The organism is Frankia sp. AgB32 (genome assembly GCF_023243045.1).
Classification (GTDB): Bacteria; Actinomycetota; Actinomycetes; order Frankiales; family Frankiaceae; genus Frankia.
Window position 1 is genome coordinate 20,804 of record NZ_JALKFX010000115.1, and the last position, 6,326, is coordinate 27,129.

Annotated in this window: 7 protein-coding genes; 2 read left to right on the plus strand and 5 right to left on the minus strand. The window is 68.1% G+C overall.

Features of this window, described 5'->3' with window-relative positions; all coding sequences use genetic code 11:
• The first annotated feature begins 2 nt into the window (after nt 1-2).
• Together MXD60_RS24855 and MXD60_RS24860 are read left to right on the plus strand one after the other, a co-directional pair.
• On the plus strand, nt 3-416 hold the full coding sequence (locus MXD60_RS24855) for a nuclear transport factor 2 family protein (protein WP_248821815.1): 414 nt from the start codon (nt 3-5) through the stop codon (nt 414-416).
• Between the two features lie 26 nt (nt 417-442).
• Entirely contained in the window at nt 443-874 is a 432-nt protein-coding gene (locus MXD60_RS24860; protein ID WP_248821817.1) for a nuclear transport factor 2 family protein, read from the plus strand.
• Nucleotides 875-954: 80 nt separating this feature from the next.
• On the opposite strand, the gene MXD60_RS24865 is transcribed toward MXD60_RS24860, so the two are convergent.
• The 5 genes from MXD60_RS24865 to MXD60_RS24885 form a co-directional block, all read right to left on the minus strand.
• Nucleotides 955-1,650, minus strand: coding sequence for a TetR/AcrR family transcriptional regulator (locus MXD60_RS24865; protein ID WP_248821819.1), 696 nt, complete (start codon nt 1,648-1,650; stop codon nt 955-957).
• 367 nt (nt 1,651-2,017) lie between these two features.
• Nucleotides 2,018-3,025, minus strand: coding sequence for an LLM class flavin-dependent oxidoreductase (locus MXD60_RS24870; RefSeq protein ID WP_248821821.1), 1,008 nt, complete (start codon nt 3,023-3,025; stop codon nt 2,018-2,020).
• Nucleotides 3,026-3,066: 41 nt separating this feature from the next.
• Nucleotides 3,067-3,684 carry a TetR/AcrR family transcriptional regulator gene (locus MXD60_RS24875; RefSeq protein ID WP_248821823.1) on the minus strand — a complete coding sequence of 206 codons (618 nt, stop codon included), beginning with the start codon at nt 3,682-3,684 and terminating at the stop codon, nt 3,067-3,069.
• A 179-nt stretch (nt 3,685-3,863) separates the two neighbouring features.
• The gene (locus MXD60_RS29545) at nt 3,864-5,090 is read right to left on the minus strand and encodes an amidohydrolase family protein (protein ID WP_248821825.1); all 1,227 of its coding nucleotides are present in this window, start codon (nt 5,088-5,090) and stop codon (nt 3,864-3,866) included.
• Nucleotides 5,091-5,189: 99 nt separating this feature from the next.
• Entirely contained in the window at nt 5,190-6,053 is an 864-nt protein-coding gene (locus MXD60_RS24885; RefSeq protein WP_248821827.1) for an amidohydrolase family protein, read from the minus strand.
• Nucleotides 6,054-6,326: the final 273 nt, after the last annotated feature.

The window sequence follows — 6,326 nt, forward strand, 5'->3', positions numbered from 1 at the left end:
TCGTGACCGAGGTCGCGGTGCAGGATCAGCTCGCGGTGGGCGCGGTCCTCGCGCGCTACTGCCACCGGTGCGACGACGGCGACTTCGCCGGTCTCGTCGCGCTGTTCACCGCCGACGGCGAGTTCGCCTACGGCGGCCAGACGTTGCGCGGCCCGGCCGAGATGATCGCGTTCTTCGAGCGTACGCAGGGCCGGCCCGAGCAGCGCGGCATGCACCTGATGGTCAACACGGTGCTGGAACCCGCCGGTGCGGATCGGGTCCGCTCGACCGCCGACTTCGTGTTCCTGCGCTACACGGACGACCGGCTGGCCCCGGCGATGGCCGGGCGCTACCTCGACGACCTCGTCCAGGTCGACGGGGCGTGGCGGATCGCCCGCCGTGAGGCGCGCCTCCTCGACCAGCCACCGTCACCCTGACGTCCCTTTGCCCTTCAGGAGGAGCTGTGCCGCTTCCCTCGCCCGCCGACCAGGTGGCCATCAGCGACCTGCTGGCCCGGTACTGCCTGACGCTCGACCTCGACGACGTGGCGGGCTGGGTGGCGCTGTTCACCCCGGACGCCAGCTACCTGGTCTACGGACGGTCCTTCGACGGGCACGACGCGCTGCGGGCGATGATGACCGCCGCCCCCGGCGGACTGCATCTCGGCGGCCCGCCTGTCATCGACATGCTCGGTCCGGACGACGCCCGGACCACGCGCAACCTGCTGTTCGTCGACCGCTCCGACGGCGTCGCCCGCCATGCCGTCTACACCGACGAGCTGGTCCGGACCGCGGCGGGCTGGCGCATCAGCCGGTGCCGCTGCCAGTTCATCACCGCCGAAGGCCTCTCGGACCGCCCGGCCCGGACGAGGAAACCGGCCTCGGACAGCGCGTGAGCGCCGCGAAGAGCTGATCGGACGGGCCGGCGGTGGGGGGCGCCGGACCGGGCCGCGGTGAGATCCGTACCGTCACCCGGTCAGCCGGCGTGGCGGCGTACTCCGATGGCGTTCGCCCACAGCATGGTCAGCTGCTCCACTGCGGTGTCCAGCTCGAAGCCGGAGCTGTTCTCGGTGTTGAACAGCAGGTCGGCGAAGTAGTTGACCATCCCGCCGAGCGCCTGGGCCGCGTAGGCGGGGTCGATCTCGGCGTCGGCGAGGCCCGCGTCCTGCAGCATCCTGGTCCGGCGTTCGATGGCACGGGCGAACGCCTGGTGGCGTTGCAGCCGGATCCGGTGCACGTCCTCGTCGAAGGTGGAGACCTCGAAGATGACCTTCATGATCTTCGCGTTCGCGGCGTACGTCTGGAGGTAGTGGCGGTTTGCCCGGCGGATGCGCTCGACCGGGTCGGTGCTGGCGGGCACCGGATCGGGGCTGAGCAGGTCGAGCTCGACGGAGTCGACGACCTCGCGGAAGATCTCCTCCTTGGAGACGAAGTACGTGTAGAACGAGCCGTGCGAGAGTCCGGCGACATCACAGATGTCGGCGACCCGGGCGTGCAGGTAGCCGTCCCGTTCGAAGACCGTGCGGGCCGCGCCGAGGAGATCCCCGCGGGTCTGGCGGCCGCGCCGGGTGCGGCCGGTGCCACGCCGAGGGTTCGCCTCGTCGGCGTCGCGCCGGGGGCGGGTGGCGCTGGGCAGCGCGCGTGCCGGGCTGGCTTCGGTGTGCTCAGCCACAATGGCATCCTCTCGGGTGTTCGACGACGGGTTCCGCCGGCTCGCGCGGATTCCGACGACCGGGTAGCGCAATCACGGACACTGCTGATCTCCTGGCGGTGCGGTGTGGGGCGGCCGTCCGCCGTGGGCCCGCGCGGCTGACGCCGCCCAGGTGGGACCACGGCTCGCCCCGCCCGTTGCCGCCGGTCATCGGTTGCCCCATCTCCCAGACAGGCATCGTGCCACCAATTGTCAGGTCGACGTCAACATCGCAGATGTGGTGGCTGCCACGATTGCGGGGACAACCCGCCCCGCTCCGGTGCTGGTCCCGGGGCCCCGACCGGACGCGGTGGCTGCCAGGCGCGGCCGCTGGCGGCGGGGCACGGCCTCAGGTCGCCGCGGTGCGTGGGAAGTGGGCGGCGACCTCCTCGGCGAAAAGGTGGAGCGTGTCGTCGGCCGCGCGGTCGTGGGTGATGAACGCGAAGGTGGTGAAGCCGGCCTCGACCAGCTCGGCGATCCGGTTCCGAACCCGCTCGGGCGTCCCCACGAAGCCGCCTTCGGTCAACCCGTACCCCGGCCCGCCGAAGCGCCGCCGCGCCAGCGCGGTGGCCTGCTCCAGGCGGTTCTCGGGCGCGATCGCGAGCACCGCCTCGACGGAGCGCCGGACCGACCGTGGGTCCCGCCCGATCCGCTCACACTCGGCGTCCAACGCGCGGCTCAGCTCGCCGATCCGGTCGAGGGCGTAGGTCGGGACGTTCCAGACGTCGGCGTAGCGGGCCACCAGCGGCAGCGTCCACCTCGGCCCCACGCCGCCGAGGTGGATCCGTGGCCTCGGCCGCTGGACGGGCCCCGGCAGATTGGGCAGGTCGTGGACGGCGTAATGACGGCCTTCGAAGGTGGTGCGGGGCGCGGCGAACATCCGGGTGATGATTTCCAGCGCCTCACCGAGGCGCTCGCCGCGCTCCCGCGGTGTGCCCCAGGGGAACCCGGCCTGCAGGTGCTCCTGCTCGACCGAGCCGCTGCCGAGACCCAGCTCGACCCGGCCGCCGGAGATGACGTCGGCGGTGGCCGCCATCCTTGCGAGCAGCGCGGGGTGCCGGAAGTTGTTGCAGGTGACGAGGTGGCCGACGCGCAGCCGGGTGGTCCGCGCGAGCAGGGCCGTCGCGAGCGTCCAGCCCTCCAGGCTGGGCACCGCCGGCAGGCCGGGGGCGTACAGGTGGTCGAACAGCCAGAACGCGTCATAGCCGAGGCGTTCGCAGGCCAGCGCCCGGTCAAGCATGAACTCGAAGTCGAGGGCGACCTGCGGCAGGTACACGCCGAACTCGATGCCCGGCTGCCCCGCGGCAGCCGGGCTCGCCCCGGCGGCGGCGGTATGAGCGGTGTGGGCGGTGGCCAAAGAAGATCGGCTCCCTCCGGCGGGCAGGGCGACCAGGCCGACTAACGCGACGGCGGTGAGCCCTCGGGGCAGTAATGGTAGATCAGCCGGATCGAGGCTTCCAGCCGCTCGTACACGTCGTCGATGGTCAGCCGCTGCATGATCCAGTTGCGCATGGCATGCTCGAACACCGCGCTGACCGTTCGCACGATGGCGTTCTGGTCGGCGTCGAGGGGGCCGCCGAGAGTGTCCTCGACCGTCTTGTTGAACACCGACCGGGTGGAGCTCGATATGGCTGCCGCGTACGGGTCTGTCGTGTCGTGGAGAATGGTCATGAACCGGAAGAATCGCGGCTGGAGTTCGAAGGCGCTCGTGACCTGCCGGAATACCTCGCTCAGCCGTTCGGCCTCGGTGGCGCCGGCGGGGACGAACCTCTCCAGTTTCACCTTCAGAACGGACTGCCACTCCATGAAGGCGACCGCCAGCAGGTGTTCCTTCGAGGCGAAGTACCGGTACAGTGTGCCGAGGGCAACGTTCGCGTCCCGGGCCAGATCGTTGATCTTTATATCTTCGTAGTTGTTGCGGGCCAATGATCGAAGTGCGACCTTCACGATGCGCTGACGCCGGGCAAGCTGGTCGTCGCTCAGCGTCTCGGGCGCCGGAGGACCAGCAATCTGCACGGCGAGCATCCTTTCCTGCCGCGCTCCGATGATTTATGTTCGGCGCTGCATGTCAATCTTTTGTGCAGATTTTATCATATTGGATTCCAGGATTATGGCAAGCGATTTCTCCTGTCGTGGGCTGAGAAAGAATCTGTGGCCGCGGGAAGCAGCTGGACGTGCTGGCCAGAGGCCTGTTCTCAGGCAGCGGCGTGCGCGTTTGCCAGCAGTGCCTCGTTGGGATTCTCCGGCAGTTCGGTGAGCGGACGGGTGATCTCCTCGACCGTCGGCCCGAGCCGGGAGGCCGGCTCGGCGAGCGCCGCGAGGTCGAAGCCGTACATCTTCGCGACGTTCTCGGAGAGGACCTTGCGTAGCTCGGCCTGCGGCCAGTCGGCGAACAGCTGGCGCAGGTGCAGCGTCGTGTAGGGGTAGGTGCCCTCGTCGTGCGGGAAGTCGCTGCCCCACATCAGCTTGTCCACGCCGAGGTGGTCCCTGGCCGCCGCGATGTCAGGGACGTGGGGGAAGCTGACGCCGAGCCAGACGTTCTGCTGGAAGTACTCGGTCGCGGACTTCGGCAGCCGTTGATCCGGGGAGAAGCGCAGCTCACCTATCGCGCCGTCGGTACGGATGCGGTGCAGTGTGGAGTCCCACTGCCTGAGCAGCGGCGGCAGCCACGCGCAGCCCTGCTCGGTCATGACGAGCTTGAGTCGGGGAAAACGCTCGAACACCCCCGACAGCAGCATGAACGTCAGCGGACGGTGCGAGAAGAAAGAAATCTCCGCGGTCATGACCAGCGCCGATGAAGAGTGCCTGGAGTACGACGGCAAGCCCTGTCCTCCGTGCACGTTCAGCGGGATCTCGAGGTCCTCGCACACCGCCCACAGCCGGTCGTAGTCCGGGTGGTTGAGTGGTTTGATCCAGTCCACGTGCGGCGGGACCGGCGGGAGCAGTACGCCGCCCCGCAGGCCGTGCTCCTTGATCCAGACCGCGTCTTCGATGGCGTCGTCGATATCGTTCAGGAAGATCTGCCCGACACCCGCACGACGCTGCGGAAAGCGACTACAGAAATCCTCGAGCCACCGGTTGTGCGCGTGGATCCCGGCCCGGCGGTGCGCGTAGTCCGCGGGTTTCGGCGGGTCGGCGAACAGCACGAAACTGGGGAAGAACGGCGGCACGGTGTTCGGGAAGATGACCTCCCCCACAACGCCGTCCTCGTCCTGCTGAGAGTTACGAATCCCGTCATCCCAGTTGCGCAGCCGCCGGTAGTCGCCGAGGTCACTGAAGGGATTGCGGTACTTTCCGCGCCAGGCATCGAAGTCCTCGTGGTACGCGGAGTCGAGGAACTCGCGGTACTGGACGTGACTCCCGCCGGCATGGGTGTCGGACGAGATGATGGTGTAGCGGGCGTCGGCCGGAGAACTGGCCACGTCGACGGTCCTTTCTCGGCAGGATGGGTGCGGCCCCACGGCGGGCGGGCGTGGGTGGATCGGCGCGGCGGGCTCGCCGGCGACACCGGCGGCCGGCGCCTACCCGTCCAACCGGAGCACGCGCCGGGCGTTTTCGCTGAGGAACTTGGGCCAGACCGTGTCCTTGAACGGCACGTGCTCCATGTCGGTGAAGATCCGCTCGAGGGTCAGGCCCATGGGGAAGTAGCCGCCATAGATGATCTTGTCGGCGCCGCGGGTGTTCGCGTAGTCGATGATCGCCTTCGGGTAGTACCTCGGCACGAACGCCGTGGTCGAGTAGTACAGGTTCGGCCACTTCAGCATCAGCTTCACGGCCAGTTCCTCCCATGGCTCGCAGCCATGGCGGGTGACGAAGACCAGGTCGGGGAAATCGAACATGACGGCGTCGATCCGCGAGACCTCCTGTACCGCGGACTTCACCCGCGGACCCGCGATGCCGGCGGTACAGAAGATCGGGATGTTGAGGTCCACGCAGGTCTGGTAGATCGGGTACATCTTCGGGTCGTCGATCGCCACCTGCGGGAACGTCCCGGCTGGGAAGGCGCCCAGCGCCCTGATCCCATACTCCTCGTAGGCCTGGCGGACGGCGCGCACGCTGCCGCTCACGTCGTTCGGGTCGCGCAGGCTGCCACACGGGATGAATCGGTCCGGGTGGTTCTTCAGGGCGAACGCGGTGGCCTCGTCGGCGACGCTGACCAGACCGATCTCGATGCCGTACCGGTCCATCTCGTACAGGGTGACGGAGACCGGGTCGTGGGTCGGGAGGTCCTTGGGGACTTCCTTGAACATGTACTCGACCGGGAACTCGCTCTCCTGGGAGCCTTTGTCCTTGGTCTGCTTACGGATGAAGTCGTACTGGTCGAATCCCTCATGCGGGAAGCCGATGAGCGTGTCGACGATGGGAAGGCCGGCGGGCATAGCCATGAACAGGCTCCTCTTTGGGTATGTGGGAAACCGTTGAAATATGCGTGACCCCGCCGCGGACGCTGCTTTGACGAGACTAGAACGTAGCTTCAGTCGAGTCAACTCGATGGTTGCTCTTGGCTCAATGCCGTGAAGCTTATTTTGATCTTGCGGGTATTTGATCACGCGGTGGGTGGGGCGAGTAGGTAGAGCCGGACCGTGGCGGGGCCTGGGTGGCGGATCGAGGCGGGTTCGTCGGGTTTCTTGACGCGGTAGCTGGTGTGTCGGGCGCGT

Excerpts from the sequence above, each read along its gene's own strand:
- MXD60_RS24885 (WP_248821827.1), bottom strand. The coding sequence starts at position 6,053 with ATGGCTATGCCCGCCGGCCTTCCCATCGTCGACACGCTCATCGGCTTC.